Here is a 15,614-nt window from a genome sequence, read left to right as displayed (position 1 = left end):
TATGACATTGTCCTCTATATCTGTTATATTCGACATCTACACGGGACTGACTCACAACTTGTGGACATTTCATGAAAAAACGGGCTCCTTCGGTTTCGGCGGGTGATAAGCTACGATTTTGACTGTTTCACCGGGCGCGATTTTACCAGGCCTCTCCACTATGCACACGATCCCCCTTAAGCCCATTGCCAACCGAACGAAGCGGTTGGCAAGACCCGGTGTGTCCGGATAGTGTTCCTGAATGACCTTTCCCGGATGGATACAGGGCTGATTTTCTCCCTCACACAACAGTCCAGCACCGCTCGGAAAGACAATGCGGCTTCCTTCGCGCAATTGGGTCAGATTCGGAAAGCCTTTGACGGCCACATTGGCACCCAGCCACTCCGGCAACACTGTCTCCACGCCGAGCTTCTCCGCAATGGCGGCGCATTCTTCTACGGACACCACTGTGATTTGCCGCCGGTTAAAAATCTCCGTTCCACGCGGATACATCCGCTCCCGGGCACCAGCTCTTTTGGTCAAGCCGAAATGCAAATCGCCGGGGATCCCTCCGTAATCCAGTTCCGCTTCAGCCACTCGGCTTGTGACAAACGTGTCCCGACGCCGGGCCACCAGCACCGCTTGAACGGCAGCCTCGTATTCTTTCCACATGTGTTTCACCCCACAAAGGACGCGATACATTTTGCCAAACGCCTTATGGCACTATTAAACCACAACACAGGCTTCCAGTGAATCTCTTTCCGAGGAACAAAACCATATTTTTCTATTGTATAGGAACATATATTCGGCTATATAATAAAATAAAAACAGAACACACGTTCCCTTATGTGGGAGGTCATCTTTAATGAAAGGAAAGGTCATTTTCCTCGTCGACATGCAGTCGTTTTACGCCAGCATCGAAAAAGCAGACCGGCCGGAATTGAAAGACAAACCCGTCGTCGTCTCCGGTGATCCGGAGCGGCGCAACGGCATCATTTTGGCCGCGTGTCCCGTTGCCAAGAAATACGGCGTTAAAACGGCGGAAGCGCTGTGGCAGGCTTTGCAAAAATGTCCCCAGGCCGTCGTCATCAAACCACGCATGCAGTACTACCTCGACGTGTCTTTGGCCATTACGGACATTCTCGAAAGGTTTACAGATCTCGTCGAACCTTACAGCGTCGACGAACAGTTTATGGACGTGACGGGCAGCCAACGGCTCTTCGGCGATCCCCTCACCATCGCTAAAAAGGTGCAAAAGTGCATCGAAAAAGAAACAGGTGTCTACGCACGCGTCGGCATCGGCCCGAACAAACTTTTAGCCAAAGTCGCCTGCGACAATTTTGCCAAAAAAAACGAGACAGGCATTTTTTGGCTGACGAAAGAAAATATGAAGACGCACATGTGGCCCCTTCCCGTCGGAAAACTGTTCGGCGTCGGCTCCCGGATGAACCGCCACTTGCTCCTCATGGGCATTCACACCATCGGCGGACTGGCCAACTACCCCCTCGACAAGCTGAAGAAACGCTGGGGGATCAACGGCCACGTCCTGTGGATGTCGGCCAACGGCATTGACTACTCTCCCGTCAGGCCGGACACCTTCCAGACGCAAAAAGCGATCGGCCACCATATGACCTTGCCTCGCGATTACCGAAGACAGGAGAGTATCAAAGTCGTCCTGCTGGAACTGTGTGAAGAAGTGTGCCGCCGGGCCCGGCAACACCACGTCATGGGGCACACGGTGTCGGTCGGGGCCCGCGGCGCCGACTTCGATTTTCCCACCGGCTTCCACCGCCAAGCCACAATGGCGTATCCCACTAACAACACGGCGGACATCTTTAAAACGGCGTGGAAACTGTTTTTAACCTTTTGGGACCGCGAACCGGTTCGCTCCCTCGGCGTCACGTTGTCACAACTGTGTTCGGACCGGACGTTCCAATTAAACTTGTTTGAAGACGTGGAACAGAAATTGCGGATCGGGTACGTCATGGACGAGATCAAGAACCGCTTCGGTCCGACGGCCATCGTGCGCGCCTCCTCTCTGACCGACGCGGGCCAGGCGTTTGAACGGGCGAAAAAACTAGGAGGGCATTCCAAATGAGCGACCATTTGAAAAGGGGGAACGTGTTGTGGGAGAGCAGCCGGATGTTCCTCCCGGAACACCGCGAACAGCTGTTGGCACGTCGAAAAGAAAAAGAAAGGGTCGAAAAACCGATACTGGACGAACAGCAACAAGAGGAAGTGAACCGTGTGATCTCAGAAGCGTTAGTGGAAGGATGTCAAGTGACGATTACGTATTACGACGAAGGGCACATTTACGCCTTGACAGGGGACATTCACAGCTGGGACATGTACGCGCAAGTGCTCCACGTCCGGGACGAGGACGGGGAGATGCACGCCATTCCGTTTGACCATGTGGTAAACGTGGAGATGAGTTAAACACAGCTCGCATCCGCCCCATGACTCCGGCTGCCCTTGTTTTGGCCATGCATGAGATGGTAGCGGCGTCGCAGATCCCTTGCTCGTTCAGCTTAAGGGACCGCCTTTAAGCACGACCGTAGTTAAGTCCCAGATTGTAAGCTTTATTAAGCCATTCATCCATATATCCAGGCTTAACGTGAATCGTGTCATAAAAAAGTTCAAATTTTGAATGGGGTATCCCACAATAGTCCGCTAAGCCAACATTAAAGTAATGAGTCATCATCTGATCGTACTTTCTCTTTTCAAAACGCTCAATAGGAGCACCCGCCAAACTCAGCCACACAACGTGCTGGTGTTTAAGTTTGTTTGGACCGTAGGCAAATCCATAGTTCCACACGCGGTCGAAATATCCCTTTAATATGGCGGGCATACTCCACCACCAAAGCGGAAAAATAAAAGCCAATCCATCGTGCCTTCTCATTCGCTCCATCTCTTTCTCTACCTCGGGAGAATAGCGTTGGTGCTCCGCTTTCCAATCGGGCTCATCTGCTTCTCTTAATACAGGATCAAATCCACTGCGGTACAGATCCAATACTTCCGTCTCATGCCCCGCACTTTGAAGCCCTTCTACAAATCGCTTTGAAACTTCACAGGTTAATGAATCCGTTCTCGGATGTGTGACCACAGTCAATACTTTCATTGCGCTCCCCCTCTTTCAACAATGAGTGTATAATAATAATGCCATTCAGTAAAATAGATATTTTTGATCATGATGTTCATTTATACTGATAGGAGGGGATAAGATGGAACTTCGCCACCTGATGACGTTTAAAACGATTATCGATGCAGGCGGATTTAAGAAGGCGGCTGATGAATTAGGATATGCCCAATCTTCTATCACCGCTCATATAAAAGAACTGGAACAGGAATTGGGGTATCCACTCTTTGATCGCTTAGGGAAGAGCATTGCGCTGACACAAGCCGGAAGGCGCTTTCTTCCCTATGCTTTGGACATGATTAACCTTTACTCTAAATCAAAAGAGGTGATGAAAGAAGCAAATGAACCGTCGGGGGAGTTAAAAATCGGCGCCAGTGAATCGCTGATGGTATACTGGCTCCCCAGTGTAATTATGGATTTCATGAAACATTACCCTAAGGTTGAATTAAGGATTAAAACGATTGATTACGACAACTTGTCAAACCAATTGAAGAAGGGCGATATAGATGCTGCGGTTTTAGTGGAAACATCCAGCTGGAAATCAAAAGAGCTCACAATCCAAAAGATAAGAGATGAAAAACTTTCCATGATCCAATCTCCCCACAAAACAAACCATTTTGCTTCAGACACAATGCTTGTCACGGAATACTCTTGCAGCTGGCGCCCCATCATGGAATACTATTTGAAAAAGGAGGGAAGAACATCTGTTCCTAGAATAGAATTGCCAAGCGTCGAAGCCATCAAAAAATGTGTGTTATGCGGATTAGGGAGATCAATGCTCCCCCATTTTTCAGTAAAAGATGAAATTGACAAAGGAGAACTTAAAGCAATTAAAACCGACTTAGAAGAAACACCTATCGCTATTTACACGGCATTTCATAAGGACAAATGGGTTTCAGTCAACTTAGAGGCGTTTTTAAATGTACTGCATAACCATAAAGAAGTGTAATTAAACGCACCACAAGACGGCCGAGTTCCTTACTCAATGACACATGCCGCACTACCTCGGCGGGTCTTTAGCCATTACGGACATTCTCGAAACGTTTACAGATCTCGGCAAACCTACAGCGTCGACCATTTTACTGACGTGACAGGGCGTCGACAGCTCTTCGGGCGATCCTCTCCACATCGCTAACAAATTACAAAAAGCTGTCCAAAAAATAGTTATCTACGTACGGAACGGACATGCTCCGAACAAGTTGCCGGCCAAGTCGGTCGACTGCAGCTAAACGAGACAGTCATTTTGGGACTGACGAAAACACATAATAAAAACGCACCTTTTCGTTTGACCCTTGACTTATGAGCACAAAGCCTGTATGATAAATCGTGCATGCACAGAGGTCAAAGACCAGAATCCTCCCTCCGATATACGTGGGGCATTAGCTCAGCTGGGAGAGCGCTACACTGGCAGTGTAGAGGTCAGCGGTTCGAGTCCGCTATGCTCCACCATACAGTTTCAATGATTTTTATTAAGTGTCAAACTCCTTGATATGAAAGGAATTTGATGCTTTTTCTTTTTCAATGTAGTCAAAATGCCAAAAAGCGAACAGTGGTATAAATCTAACTCCCCAAGGTTCATCAACAGGTCCGTATTCTGTCATAAATCCAGCCGACTTGACACGTTCAAATGCTGAATCTACATTTGCAATCCAACCATGATCCATCAATCGTTCGAGACCAAGTACATCTTGGTAAAAGCTTTTTGCCACCGTGATATCCCGTGTAAAGATGTTGGAGACAATCCGTTTGACTTTCATACCGTAATCCCACCCCATTTTTTAGCATTGTTACTCACTTCTACAACCACTCATCCAGTCCTTCCTTTATTCGATCGTTTTTAATTTTATACATCTCCCATTGCCTAAAAGCCATAGTCAAGCGTATCTCGGTCGTAAGCGGATCCCACCCCTTACGCCCGGAGCTACTCATTTCCAAAAAGTTGTTTACATGTCCTGTTCAAGGGTAGAGAAAATAACGGTAACGTTACAGAAACCAGGTGTCACGATGCGTTTTCTACTCATTTTTCTGCTCATTATCACGATCCCGCTCTGGGCTCAAAACAAGGTGAAGCAAACGTTTAAGCGATACATGAACACGGCCAATTCAGCCGGGCTGACAGGAGAAGAGACAGCCAGGTACCTCCTAGCCTTAAACGGGCTCAACACTGTCAGTGTCACGCAGTCGAAAGGCATCATGGGAGATCACTACGATCCCATTAAATCTGTCATACGCCTTTCTCCAAAACATTTCAGCACCCCTTCCCTCACGAGTGCGGTGGTGGCTGCCCATGAAGTGGGACACGCCCTGCAGGACCACCAGGGATACGTGCTGTTCAAATTCCGCCAGGCGCTGTATCCCGTTGCTGCGATCGGGTCCAACTTGGCTTTTTATCTCCTCATCTTCGGAGTGCTGTTCGGTTTCAATCAATTAGCTGTATACGGACTGGTGTTCATGTCTACGATTGTCTTGTTCCAACTGGCCACCCTGCCAGTGGAGTTGAACGCCAGTCACCGGGCGATGAACCAACTCCTTTCGGCAAACGTGATTACGTCTGAAGAGACCGGCGGAGCAAGACAAATTTTAAACGCCGCCGCCCTGACTTACGTGGCCGCCGTGTTGGTCGCTCTGCTGCAGTTCTTTTACTTTTTCTTCGCCATTTTCGGCGGGAGAAGGTGAAAAGCCACAATTTCCCTCGATGCCAAAGTCAACCATCCAAGATTGGGAACTTAACAAGGCGAAGCCCTCCAGTATACTGGAGGGCTCTTGACTTGCCGTTTTCTTCCGCCTATTGCCAGGTCTGAATGACGTTCTCGGCTTCAGCCTGTAACGTGTGATGCGCCTCTTCGGGCAGTAGGTCATTTTCTTTCTGATGGTCCAACAGCTGACGGAAGCTTTCCATATGTTTGACCACCTTTTCAGCTGCTCCCAGGTCTTCGTAACGGCCGACAGCTGTCAGGTGAACCGAGAGGGAACGGGCGACATCTTCGTTCAATTCACCTTCATCGGCAAAGTATTCCACATGTTTCTTTACATTTTCGGCATTGGATTCCACGTAGAAGATCCGGGTCTCCCTCTCAATCTCACCGTCTTCGTTCGCCGCTTCAAACGTTACGACGTGGAACCGCTCCTTTAACGGCTGTTCCATTTGCAGCGACAACGTAGACGTGCGCGCATCAAAATCAGGCTCGTACACAATGCCGTCCACGATCACGCGGAAACGCGTTTCATCGATTTCGGCGCTCTCTGCTTCAACGTTAGCGGTTAAGAGGGGAGTATTGCCCTCGATGATTTCCCCCATGTCGTAAGACGGTGTGATGACGATACCTGTCTCTTCATCAAAATCATAAGTGGCAGCATCTTCGACCTCTTTGAGTACGCGGAGAGTATTCTTACCGAGAATTTTCTCAATGTCGTCTTTGGAGTAACCTCGCTCCACGAGTTCTTCCGTCAATTTATACAGTTCGGAAGAATTTTTTAAGTCCTCCGGCATAGACGCTCCGTCAAAATCCGACCCGATGCCGACGTGGTCGATCCCCACCAAATTGACGGCATAATCTATGTGATCGACCACGTCTTCAATGTAGGCTTGCGAATCGTCTTTAATAAAATGGGGGTAAAACACGATGCCGATGACACCGCCGTTTTCGGCCAACGCCACCAGCTGCTCATCTGTCAGGTTGCGCTGGTGATCCCGCAGGGCATTGACTCCCGAATGCGTCGCAATGACCGGTGCCTCAGACACATTGATCACATCGAAAAACGTGTTCCGAGACATGTGGGATACGTCGATAGCCATCCCCAGTCTATTCATCTCTTTCGCCACCGTCTCACCCAGTTCCGTCAAACCGCCTTCCGAAGGTGTTCGTTCCGGGTCACCGTAAACCCGGTCAGCTCCTTCTCCCAAGGCGTTGGAATAATTCCAGGTGAAACCGAGAACCTTAATGCCAAGATCTTTGTATTGGTGCAACAGCTCAAGGGCGTTGTGCTCTTCCAGCGAGTAGCCCCCTTCAATTGTGGGGACCGCCGCTATTTGGCCCTCGCTAACGGTTTCTTCGATCTCATCGACTGTCGTCGCAACGCGAAGTTGGTCGGAATTCTTTTCTTCTGTCCAGTAAAGTGCGTTTATTAACGCCAACGTGCGGCTGATGCTGCGAGGGTTATTTCCGTAATAGCCTGATGTGTAGGCGGCTAAAAAGGGGACGTCCAGCCCACCTGCCTGACCTTTCGGGATGTCGAAATGGAACGATGTCTCTTCTCCAATGTTCGTCCCAGGCAACCATGTAGCTGGATCGACCGCTTCCATCATCGTGTCCACATGACTGTCCACCACCGTCGCATCGTAATGAATATTATCTACGTTTACGTTCTCACCCAGTGCGACGAAGGAGCTGGAAAAGACGAGCGCCAACGTCACCATCAGCACCATTATCTTTCTCTTCACGACACGCCCTCCTCAATAGATTGTGATCTCCCTCTTGTGACAAGGCGACTGCCCCGAGGGTGGAGACTGAACTTAACGGTCCCACTTCGCAATCAGAGAGTCGGCATCACCCTTGAGGACAGTGTACGCCTTCTCAGTGATCCACCCGTTTTCCCTCTGATGCTCAAGCAATCGCTTAAAACCGTGCATATGCTTCACAACCTTGTCCGCCACCCCTTCTTCTTCGTAACGGGCTACGGCGGTTAAATGCGTCATTAACGAACGGGCTACTTCATCGTTTTTCAATTCTCCGTCTCGTTTGAAACGCGCCACGCGCTCTTTCGTTCCGTCAGCCGTTGTCAAAACCGTTTCCCTTCCGGGATAGATAACGTTTGAAAGCAACCGGTACAAGTACTCCGGATGGGCTCTGAATCCGACCTCTAACCCGATGAGCGTGACACCAGGATGATGCCCTTTGATGATGACGGGCTGTCCTGCCGCCACTTCGGAGTTCTTCCAAAAGCCGGCCTTAAAAAAGTCCTGATCTGCATAAGATGCTACAACTCGGTCGTCCTCAATGTCTGTATACCAGACGGGGTTGTAGACAAACCCGACATCGCGCTCACCGTATCCAGCGGTTAAAGATGTGTCCCTGTAGTGCACGTGGACGACGCCGTTGCTGTCTCGGCCACTGCGGCCAGCCGTATGAACGGTCGTATCGGTCAACCCGAGGTCCACAGCCACCCCGGAAGCCCCTGCTCCGATGGCCACATACTTCCCGCCGTTTGAAAGGAACGCATGAATGCGCTCTCGATACGCCGCGCTCCTGTGTTGCCCTGAACCGTTCACCACTAAGACATCAACGTCGTCCAACCCGCGTTCAGTGATTTCGCTCGGCTCTATTTCGGTTACATTAAAACCGAGTTGCTTCAGTGCGGTCCGCGTACCGTGCTGGCCTCCGTCATCTAATATGGCGACGTTTACCGCGTCAAGCGCTTCGGCATCGTCTGGTATGGCTTTAGTGTGTAACGTAATTCCAGATTGTTGGACGATCCTTCGCAATGCGTCTCTACCGTCGCCTTCCACGTAGTAGTGTCCGTTGCCTCCTCTGTAAACGGAGAAGTTGGCGCTCATGATCTGGTTGACCAAAGCGACAGCCCCAACGGAACTGTTAGGTATTTCGTACGGACCTTCACCGACTAATGCCCCTTCTGTCTCAACATTTTCAACTTCTTTAAGCGGAACATCGATCGTATCGTGAGTCGGAATAGCTTCAAATCCCCATAAATCGGGCAAATTCCACGCAGAAATATCGTACATGGCACCCGCTTGATCACTGATGTCTTCCCCATCCCAAAGCAACGTGTTCGCCAAACTCCTCTTCGCCTGGTCCAGTTTGACGACGTACGTCCCTCTGCCGTATGTTTTTCCATCAACCGTAAACGCTTCCTCAGCTTCCATCACGTCGACGTCGTGTCGGAGGAGGGCCTTCACAGCTTTCACTGTCGCCGTCGGGTCAACGGGATCAACTGGCAGCACATAAGCCTTCGGAAAAAAGCCCTCTTCGTGATAAACATGGTCAAACTCGACGCCTCTCCTAAATATTTCCAGTTGATTTCGAGTCATTTCCACCTTGTGGTCGGTCGCAAATTTAAGCGCTCCCATCACGGCGTTGTAGTGCCATTCGACACCGTCCACACTGTTCGTCGGCGTTTCAAGTGTATAGCCGTATACTCCGTGATGCATCGCATACATCGGTGTAAAAATGGGCGGGTAGTCATCCCAACCGTCTTCGGCATCTCGGTAAGGAATGTGCGTCCCCTTCATATTTCGGTACAGATCCGTTTCAAAGTTTTCTTTGTTTGCAACGAGTTCCGCTTCCATCGCCTCAGCTTGGTCCAAAGCAAATGCAATGAATAAATCGTATTCATAATTCGGATTGTGAGGAATGGTACACGGCTCGATGAGGCCCGGGTAGTCGTCCGATCGCTTGACAAATCCGTGTAAGTCCAGATGCACCATCGGATTCCACTCCGTAATCAAGTCAACGTTTGCGACAGCTTCCGGTTGTGATAACGTCACGTGATCGCGATTGATATCAAATCCGTTTCCGTTCTGTCTCGTCCCTAAAATACGTCCATCTGGGTTCACGACGACATTAAAGACGAGAACGTTATGTTGCAGGATGCGTTTGGTAGTCTCGTCATGTTGATAAGCGAACCGCTCTATGAGCTTTAAAATCGCATCGACACCCGGATACTCGTTTCCGTGGATCGATCCGTTAATCATGAGCGGCACTTTAAAATCAGGGTTTTGGTCTATCCATTCGCGAATTTTGCCCGGGTTTTGAAGCATTTCTTTCCGCATCGCCTTCACTTCCTCAAGGTCAACACCGGGCTCTGAGATGACCACTTCATAAAGGTCGTGTCCTAAAGCAGACTGGCCGATGACTTCCATCGAAACACGGTCACTCTGTTGGACGTGATGGGACAAGATAGACCCGATTTCTTCGTACGGAACAGGAGTATAAGACGTTTCATTTGCCTGAACGGCATGAGACAGCGGCATGGCAGCAAATACAGCTGCCAAAAAAACGATCCACATCTTTAACAAAACCGACTGACTTGCCCAAATTCTCTGCAAAGGCAACATCCTTTCGTTTAGCCAAATATTCTATTAAAAATTTTGGCTAAATATTGTTTGAAAGACTAGTTATAGTATAACTATATTTAATAGTAAAAAGTTTTAATAGAATAGTAAATAACCCTTTCCTCCCATTCTTTGTCCGCCCGCCATGCCCTTTGACCCACAGATGTTCAGGCCAAAGAAAATCCCGGTTGCGACCGCTTCAAGTTAGGTCGAATTTTCCTACAATACAAAAATGTGGGAATTCAAAAAGGGAAGGGGAGTTTTCCTGCATTTCAAGGAATCTGTTTAGAGCGAGAACATTTTTTGTATGAAAGCGGGGTTATACACGGAGTGGTCAGGAGGGCGCGGGGTAAAGGCGCCAAAGGGCACATTTCCCTATTGTTCGAGTGTTCGAGTGTCAGTGCAACTATCTGAGAGGTGCCGCAGTGTGATCTTGTTCGTCACCGACCAGTTTTCGCGACCAAAAGGTGGCTATAACAGGTCCGGAAATATTGTGCCAAACGGAAAAAATGGCACTGGGCAGTGCAGCTAAAGGAGTAAAATGGGCCGTTGCCAACGACGCGCCTAATCCAGAGTTCTGCATCCCGACCTCGATGGAGATGGCCCTTCTCTTCACTTCATCTAGTCCGAGCAACAGAGCTGTCACATATCCGAGCAGCAAACCTAGGACGTTGTGAAGCACGACAGCGGAAAATAACAAAAAGCCAGAGGTCGCAATATTTTCGGCATTCGCTCCTACAACGGCTGCCACGATAATCATAATCGCCAATACGGATACGAGCGGCACGACTGTCGTGCTCTTTTCAACTTGGGACGGGAATATGCTTCGCATCAGGAGGCCTAAAACAATCGGTACAATCACGACTTGCACAATGGATAGCAACATGGCTTGCGGATCGACCGGCAGCCATTGACCGGCAAGTAAAAGGAGTATAAACGGTGTTGCAACAGGTGCCAACAATGTGGAAATGGAAGTCATCGCCACTGACAGGGGAACATCTCCCTTTGCTAAATAAACCATGACATTCGAGGCCGTTCCGCCGGGGCACGCCCCCACGAGAACTAGTCCCGCTGCCATTTCTGGCGGTAAGTTCATCCATTTAGCAAGTGTAAAACCGATGAGCGGCATGAGCACATACTGAGCCGCAACCCCAATCAGGACAGGCAACGGCTTCGTCAATACGATTTTAAAGTCGGTGACTTTTAAGGTGAGCCCCATTCCAAACATCACGATGCCGAGTAAAGTGGTAACGTAATGACTCGCCCACGCAAACGTATCAGGCGACAAAAAGGCGATGACCGAAATAATGACCACCCATATGGCAAAATACTTTCCTGCAATCGTGCTGATCGCCGCAAGCACCTTCACCCTCACATCACCCCGCGCAATAACTGAATATGCATCCATTATACACTAAATATCGCGGGATCAATCAGAAATTTCCGTCACCCCCCTTCATTGCGTTTCTCTCTTCCCTCCTCAAGATAAGTGGGAACCTCTTTTTTAACCCACCTTTACGCGTACACATGCGATGCCGTTATATCCGTAGCCTAACCGGTTCCACTTTGGTTGCACAGGCTGACTTTGACCGATAGAATTTGTCGCCCGGCAGTGAATGGTGTACTCGCCTTCCTGAACGGCATGCCACTGATAAGTCCACATGGCGACACTATAAGGCTGCGAGGCATCTTGACGGATGCGCGCCGACTTCCATGTGCGCGCCCCGTCTAAACTCACTTCCACTCTGTTAACGGTTCCTTCCCCGGTCCAAGCCCATCCTTTTATGACGTGTACGCCTTTTTCCAAAACCGAATAGTCGATGGGATACTGGATGAGGGAGTTGACTTTCATGAACGTGACGGGCAATTTCCCGTCATCCGATTCTGGATGCGGATAGTACACATAGTCATCAGTTTGAAATGGCCCTTCAAACGTGTCGGGAATCACCGTTATTTTTTGCAACCACTTGACCGATGCCATTGCATACCAACCAGGGACTATAAGGCGAAACGGGTAACCGTGTTTCAACGGAATAGGGCGACGATTCATGTCATATGCGACGATTGTATCGGGATGGAGAGCTTTATCCAGGGGAAGACTTCTTCTGTAGGCGCGTCTTTTTCCTTTATACTCTCCGCTGTCTGCCCCTTCGAACACCACTTCTTTCGCGCCCTCTTTGACGCCAGCCAAGCGAAGCAAATGAATTAGGGAAACCCCCTTCCACTCAGCTTGACTCATGGCTCCTCTTTGCCATCTGACCCCGTAAACCCCCGGATCAAAAAGAGCCCGTCGGTTTCCGGCACACTCCAGGGGCACGACGAGTGATTTGGCGGGCAATGACCTTAACGTCTGAAGGGACAGGTCCACGTTACGGCGAACGAAGCCGTCGATGCGAATCGACTGCGGAATTTGAGATGCAGTCGGATATGAGAAGTGGTTCCGTTTGAAGAAAAGATCTTCTGGCGTGATCGCTTCGTTTATGAAATGAACCGGTGTTTCCTGGTTTTCCGGTTCTAAACTGACTGTCAACAAGTGAGGTTTCACTTTGATATTGTCGCCATTAGCTGTCATAAGATCGAATTCTCTCCTTTACCAAACAAGATATTAAAAATGCAAAAAAAAGGGCATCAGGCTTCCATGACACGTTCAAGAATTTGCACCGCGAACTTAGCAAATTGGGTTTCGCCTCCGGGGGGCGCGCCAGCCGAATGTCTATGTGAAAAGCTACTTTTCCCTCCTGAAGTAAAACGAGGCGGTCTGCTAAAGCAACGGTTTCCTCCACATCGTGTGTGAGTAAAAGGGATGTGAACCTTTGCATGAATTCCCTTGCATTCATCGCCATGTAACCAATCCCCGTGTCAGAAGAGATGGTCTCCGCCACGATCAACGTCAACCACAAAATGCCTAAAGAATATCGCAACCCAACGACCATAGACGGAAGGGCTCCAGGAGGATCACCTTTCTAAAAAGCTTCCAATCCACGTATCCTGGAGAAAAAGACCGCTGAGGACGTTTTGAGCACCCAGTGCAAACAGAACGGATTTTAGTGCGTAATCCAGCATAAGCAAATGGCGAGAGTCCACCGTCCGCTTGCTCTAGATTCTCGACGCTTGAAACAATCGCCGGGTTGTCAAATTACGTATACATTAAGGCTTTCTGGCGGTAAATCCCGTACCTTGATCACGTTCGTTCTCCATCTGTTCCCGTACATGAGATCGCACATGTACTCTGCGACGATAGATGTCTTCGCCGATTGAGATGGACTACCGGATATGACAACAATCCGTGGCATGAGGGAAAAACCTCCTTCCATACGTAAGGCCCCTTTCCTTCAAGCGACTGCTCAAAGGGAAGGGGCCTCCGGTGGTCCGGTCGGCAAACAGTAAAAAGGACTTCTTTCATTTGCCATTGTCTCTCCCTGATTGTCTTTCAGAATGGGAAGGCGGGACCGTCAATCGATGTTTTTCTGTACGGTCGATTTGTACAACTCGCGAATCGTGGACGGTAATTACAACGTAACCGTACCGCAAGTCTTTCAACGTGTTTACAATGTGTTCTACGAGCACATCTGATGTCTTCATTCGGGACCTTAACACCCTCCTTTGACTGATGATGTCAGCGGGACAACAGTTCACAAGTGAAACTGAGACGCAGAGTTATCAACTTTAGTAAAATTGATCATGTCGAGGTATTTAGTCGAGTTTAGTTCGTGCCGGCACGACATGGAAAAAATCGAACGTCGGCGGGGATCATGACGGCTCACGAATATTTTCGTTTAGCAAATCTTCCAAAGTCGTGTTATCCAGTACTTGCGCCACCGTATCACGCACAAGGGCCCACAACGGCTTTAACAAACAACCGGCTTCCAGTGGGCACGGGTCGTACGCTGTCAAACTGACGCATCCCATGGGGGCTAAAGGGCCTTCCAGTTGACGGACAACGTCCCCAACGACAATGTCGGCTGCAGGCCTGCGCAAAGAATACCCTCCTTGTACACCGCGCTTACTTTTAACATACCCTAGATTTTTCAACTGCAATAAAATTTGCTCTAAGTAGTGGATCGGTACCAATGTTTTCTCTGCTACTTCTGCGATGGAATGCACCGCACACGGTCTGTCGCCAAGTACGATCAGGGCCCGCAGCGCATATTCCCCCTCGTTGTTACTTTCATCCCTGTCCTCCTCAGTTTCCACTTTCACCTTTTGGCCGCTTCACGATCATGTCACAGTCTTTGGAACGGAAAGATACAGTAAACTTGAGGTTCTTTAGTGGGTTAGTCAACTTTTCAACATGGTGCATCGTATGCAGTTCTCCGTCAATAAGTTCGCCGCTTTTGAAAAAAATAAAGCGCAATGGAACCCAGTAGCTGGACCTTTACCTTTCATTCTTGTGCGTTTTTAGCCTTTCCTGTAAGTATTCCTCCGATTTTCCTTTCAGAATGCTCAGACGAAGGATATGCGGTGGTGCCAGAATTAAACTGTCCCATTGACACACATATTCCGCCAGTCCGCAATTGACTGGCGGAAATTTTATTTTTTTCTACGTGATTTTGATCATTTATTCCGTTTAGGTACAATCACATCTGTTTCAATCAAACGAGGATGGAGCTTTTTCGCTTTTTTATAGGCTTCAGTTGAATTGACGTTGTACACATGCAGTTTTAACTTTGCTCTTCTGATTTTTTGGGCCGCTTTTTTATCTACATTGTCAATGGATGTGGTATAAAGTGCGCTTTTATACTTTTTTAACTCTTTAATATCGGCATCTACATTCTTCAAGGCATTGCCAAGAAATGTCACAGTTGCTTCCGGGTACCATGCGTGAAACTGATCTCGAACCTTTTTATCGCTCAGTACAAAAAACGAATGGTTTAATACATTCGCTTCATCTGCTTGTGTCATAATGCCATCTACGAACTCTTTGTCTTCCCAGTTCCCTTTTGAACCGTCAAAATTGACCCCAAGATTGTATTTATGCGCTTCCTCTAGCACTTCATCAAGTGTCGGCACCTTATGTTTTGTTACATTGCCGTCTTTATCCTTAATCGCAAAACTTTGAATCTCCTTTAACGTCAACTCTTCTACCTTTCCTGATCCTGTCGTTGTACGGTCGACTGTTTGATCATGCATTAAGACGTAATGACCGTCTTTCGTTCTTTGGACATCAATTTCTACAAAGCCATAACCTAGTAATCCTGCCTGCGTAATAGCCTCTAATGTGTTTTCCGGGGCGGCCACTTGCGCACCACGGTGGGCACTTAACTCCGTTTTATTACTGCGTAACCAGTTATCATTCGGCGCGGCACTTGTAACACTCCCAAACAGAAATACGACAACCATAAGCGGTACCGCCAGCGACAACATTCTGCTCTTCTTCACGTTTCACACTTCCTTTATTTAGATAAAGATTCATTAATTTTTATGTTTTTT

Annotated in this window: 14 protein-coding genes, 1 tRNA gene and 1 pseudogene; 5 read left to right on the top strand and 11 right to left on the bottom strand. The window is 48.7% G+C overall.

What is annotated here, in order from left to right:
- Nucleotides 1-69: 69 nt before the first annotated feature.
- Nucleotides 70-651 (bottom strand): MOSC domain-containing protein, encoded by a 582-nt coding sequence (locus B0W44_RS08375; RefSeq protein WP_077721300.1) that lies wholly within the window; start codon nt 649-651, stop codon nt 70-72.
- A 193-nt stretch (nt 652-844) separates the two neighbouring features.
- Between B0W44_RS08375 and B0W44_RS08370 the strand changes: the two genes are divergently transcribed.
- Both B0W44_RS08370 and B0W44_RS08365 read left to right on the top strand, forming a co-directional pair.
- Nucleotides 845-2,077 carry a DNA polymerase IV gene (locus B0W44_RS08370; protein WP_077719666.1) on the top strand — a complete coding sequence of 411 codons (1,233 nt, stop codon included), beginning with the start codon at nt 845-847 and terminating at the stop codon, nt 2,075-2,077.
- Nucleotides 2,074-2,415: a YolD-like family protein gene (locus tag B0W44_RS08365; RefSeq protein WP_077719665.1), complete on the top strand. Its 342-nt coding sequence runs from the start codon at nt 2,074-2,076 to the stop codon at nt 2,413-2,415. The genes B0W44_RS08370 and B0W44_RS08365 overlap by 4 nt, the downstream gene beginning before the upstream one ends.
- Before the next feature lie 106 nt (nt 2,416-2,521).
- On the opposite strand, the gene B0W44_RS08360 is transcribed toward B0W44_RS08365, so the two are convergent.
- A complete protein-coding gene (locus tag B0W44_RS08360; RefSeq protein WP_077719664.1) occupies nt 2,522-3,097 on the bottom strand; it encodes an NAD(P)H oxidoreductase in 576 nt (191 codons plus the stop codon).
- Between the two features lie 103 nt (nt 3,098-3,200).
- Between B0W44_RS08360 and B0W44_RS08355 the strand changes: the two genes are divergently transcribed.
- Together B0W44_RS08355 and B0W44_RS08350 are read left to right on the top strand one after the other, a co-directional pair.
- Entirely contained in the window at nt 3,201-4,064 is an 864-nt protein-coding gene (locus tag B0W44_RS08355; RefSeq protein WP_077719663.1) for a LysR family transcriptional regulator, read from the top strand.
- A gap of 424 nt (nt 4,065-4,488) precedes the next feature.
- Nucleotides 4,489-4,564, top strand: a tRNA-Ala gene (locus B0W44_RS08350).
- Nucleotides 4,565-4,584: 20 nt separating this feature from the next.
- On the opposite strand, the gene B0W44_RS08345 is transcribed toward B0W44_RS08350, so the two are convergent.
- Nucleotides 4,585-4,872 (bottom strand): VOC family protein, encoded by a 288-nt coding sequence (locus B0W44_RS08345; protein WP_228441608.1) that lies wholly within the window; start codon nt 4,870-4,872, stop codon nt 4,585-4,587.
- A 190-nt stretch (nt 4,873-5,062) separates the two neighbouring features.
- On the opposite strand from B0W44_RS08345, the gene B0W44_RS08340 reads away from it, so the two are divergent.
- Entirely contained in the window at nt 5,063-5,791 is a 729-nt protein-coding gene (locus tag B0W44_RS08340; RefSeq protein WP_228441607.1) for a zinc metallopeptidase, read from the top strand.
- 109 nt (nt 5,792-5,900) lie between these two features.
- On the opposite strand, the gene B0W44_RS08335 is transcribed toward B0W44_RS08340, so the two are convergent.
- The 8 genes and pseudogenes from B0W44_RS08335 to B0W44_RS08295 form a co-directional block, all read right to left on the bottom strand.
- Nucleotides 5,901-7,556, bottom strand: coding sequence for a dipeptidase (locus tag B0W44_RS08335; protein WP_077719661.1), 1,656 nt, complete (start codon nt 7,554-7,556; stop codon nt 5,901-5,903).
- Nucleotides 7,557-7,628: 72 nt separating this feature from the next.
- Nucleotides 7,629-10,139: an FIMAH domain-containing protein gene (locus tag B0W44_RS08330; protein WP_149027102.1), complete on the bottom strand. Its 2,511-nt coding sequence runs from the start codon at nt 10,137-10,139 to the stop codon at nt 7,629-7,631.
- A gap of 451 nt (nt 10,140-10,590) precedes the next feature.
- Nucleotides 10,591-11,553 carry a bile acid:sodium symporter family protein gene (locus B0W44_RS08325; RefSeq protein ID WP_077719659.1) on the bottom strand — a complete coding sequence of 321 codons (963 nt, stop codon included), beginning with the start codon at nt 11,551-11,553 and terminating at the stop codon, nt 10,591-10,593.
- A gap of 135 nt (nt 11,554-11,688) precedes the next feature.
- Nucleotides 11,689-12,756, bottom strand: coding sequence for a sulfite oxidase (locus B0W44_RS08320; RefSeq protein ID WP_077719658.1), 1,068 nt, complete (start codon nt 12,754-12,756; stop codon nt 11,689-11,691).
- 241 nt (nt 12,757-12,997) lie between these two features.
- A pseudogene (locus B0W44_RS18495) lies at nt 12,998-13,135 on the bottom strand (ABC transporter permease subunit); the annotation flags it as partial.
- 448 nt (nt 13,136-13,583) lie between these two features.
- Nucleotides 13,584-13,766, bottom strand: coding sequence for a YezD family protein (locus B0W44_RS08305; RefSeq protein WP_149026966.1), 183 nt, complete (start codon nt 13,764-13,766; stop codon nt 13,584-13,586).
- A gap of 168 nt (nt 13,767-13,934) precedes the next feature.
- Nucleotides 13,935-14,384 carry an RrF2 family transcriptional regulator gene (locus B0W44_RS08300; protein ID WP_228441606.1) on the bottom strand — a complete coding sequence of 150 codons (450 nt, stop codon included), beginning with the start codon at nt 14,382-14,384 and terminating at the stop codon, nt 13,935-13,937.
- A gap of 354 nt (nt 14,385-14,738) precedes the next feature.
- Entirely contained in the window at nt 14,739-15,563 is an 825-nt protein-coding gene (locus B0W44_RS08295) for a glycerophosphodiester phosphodiesterase (protein WP_077719654.1), read from the bottom strand.
- Nucleotides 15,564-15,614 lie beyond the last annotated feature (51 nt).

Origin of the sequence: Novibacillus thermophilus (assembly GCF_002005165.1) — a bacterium.
Lineage (GTDB): Bacteria > Bacillota > Bacilli > Thermoactinomycetales > Novibacillaceae > Novibacillus > Novibacillus thermophilus.
The sequence above is the reverse complement of the archived record's forward strand: the minus strand, read 5'-3'. Positions and strand labels throughout refer to the sequence as shown.

What these genes read in the sequence shown, in the direction of transcription:
- B0W44_RS08375 (WP_077721300.1), bottom strand. Translation starts at nt 651, where the DNA reads ATGTGGAAAGAATACGAGGCTGCCGTTCAAGCGGTGCTGGTGGCCCGG.
- B0W44_RS08370 (WP_077719666.1), top strand. Translation starts at nt 845, where the DNA reads ATGAAAGGAAAGGTCATTTTCCTCGTCGACATGCAGTCGTTTTACGCC.
- B0W44_RS08365 (WP_077719665.1), top strand. Translation starts at nt 2,074, where the DNA reads ATGAGCGACCATTTGAAAAGGGGGAACGTGTTGTGGGAGAGCAGCCGG.
- B0W44_RS08360 (WP_077719664.1), bottom strand. Translation starts at nt 3,097, where the DNA reads ATGAAAGTATTGACTGTGGTCACACATCCGAGAACGGATTCATTAACC.
- B0W44_RS08355 (WP_077719663.1), top strand. Translation starts at nt 3,201, where the DNA reads ATGGAACTTCGCCACCTGATGACGTTTAAAACGATTATCGATGCAGGC.
- B0W44_RS08345 (WP_228441608.1), bottom strand. Translation starts at nt 4,872, where the DNA reads ATGAAAGTCAAACGGATTGTCTCCAACATCTTTACACGGGATATCACG.
- B0W44_RS08340 (WP_228441607.1), top strand. Translation starts at nt 5,063, where the DNA reads ATGTCCTGTTCAAGGGTAGAGAAAATAACGGTAACGTTACAGAAACCA.
- B0W44_RS08330 (WP_149027102.1), bottom strand. Translation starts at nt 10,139, where the DNA reads ATGTGGATCGTTTTTTTGGCAGCTGTATTTGCTGCCATGCCGCTGTCT.
- B0W44_RS08320 (WP_077719658.1), bottom strand. Translation starts at nt 12,756, where the DNA reads ATGACAGCTAATGGCGACAATATCAAAGTGAAACCTCACTTGTTGACA.
- B0W44_RS08305 (WP_149026966.1), bottom strand. Translation starts at nt 13,766, where the DNA reads ATGAAGACATCAGATGTGCTCGTAGAACACATTGTAAACACGTTGAAA.